Annotated in this window: 1 protein-coding gene; it reads right to left on the bottom strand. The window is 28.8% G+C overall.

The features are described 5' to 3' along the window. Positions 1-318: 318 nt before the first annotated feature. Positions 319-1,008 (bottom strand): hypothetical protein, encoded by a 690-nt coding sequence (locus tag ACFSQJ_RS14185; protein ID WP_377767632.1) that lies wholly within the window; start codon positions 1,006-1,008, stop codon positions 319-321. Positions 1,009-1,139 lie beyond the last annotated feature (131 nt).

Raw genomic sequence — 1,139 nt, 5'->3', positions numbered from 1 at the left:
CTTTCATTAAACTGTCTAATTTTTGCTCTTCTGACCTACTCAATTGACAATAGGCTGAAGTATAAATTGCTAGAAATATGATGAGAATAAATGTTCTGATTTTCATTTTTTTAAATTAAGCACAACGGTTTGTGTATGAAACGTAGCGTATTTAAAAGTACTAATTTTCGGGTTAGCACTTAGCCACATTTTTTATTTTGTTTTTATCTTTTCTACTCTAAAAGCCAAATTAAAATTTGGCGGTCTTTGAAAATAAGTGCTTAACTTTGAATTTAGCACTTACTAGCTATGTTTTATACACGGTGTTAGGCAACGTTTTTACTCGTATATCATACTATCCAATTCGTTTTTATGCCCATTGTATATTTCAAAAAAATCTGACGGCTTATTTGCTATCAATTTTATTCTTTCTTCATCGTCGTGATTTAGTCGATATATTTTTCCTATTTTGTCTACAGCAATATAATTACCATCTTCCATATCTAAAATGGTATAGAATAATTTTTCATTAAATTCAATTTCGAATGTGTAGTCCAATTCCAAAAGTTCAATTTGCTTTTTGGTTAGTGATTTTAATATTCTTTCCGCAATCTTTTGGTCAGTATTTTCCATTTTAAGATGCTCTAATTCTATTTGGTCTTTCTGAATTTGGTTTAGATTAAATATTTTGTGGAAGTATTCTGGATTATCTATTTCAATTTTGGTCAATCCGTCTGATTGATAATATAATTTAACCGGTTCAAAGGTATTTTCTTTTTTATTCCAAACTGAAATCCCGCTTAGATTAAAAGAGGTTTTATGATTTCTTTTTATAATCTCAAATTCCTTTGGCTTATATCCGCGAGAAATATAAATTCCTTTCGGTTCGTACATAAAACTAATTCCATAAATTTTGGAAAGTCTAATTACAGCTTTGATTTGAGGCATTTCCGATTCCAACAATTCAGCTATTTTATGCCCGAACTGTTCAATATGTTTCTTTTTTGTCTTTCGATTGAAAATGCTCATTTCAAATGTCTAGTCCTGAAATATGGCTACAGGTTAAAAATAGATTTACGCTGTTAATTTATATACCATATTAGGTGTTTTGTATTCTAAAGATAAATGTAATCTTATTTCATTGTATAGATTGATTGCAT

It is taken from the genome of Croceitalea marina (genome assembly GCF_042684265.1).
GTDB classification, from domain to species: domain Bacteria; phylum Bacteroidota; class Bacteroidia; order Flavobacteriales; family Flavobacteriaceae; genus Croceitalea; species Croceitalea marina.
This window is presented reverse-complemented; position numbering and strand designations above follow the sequence as displayed.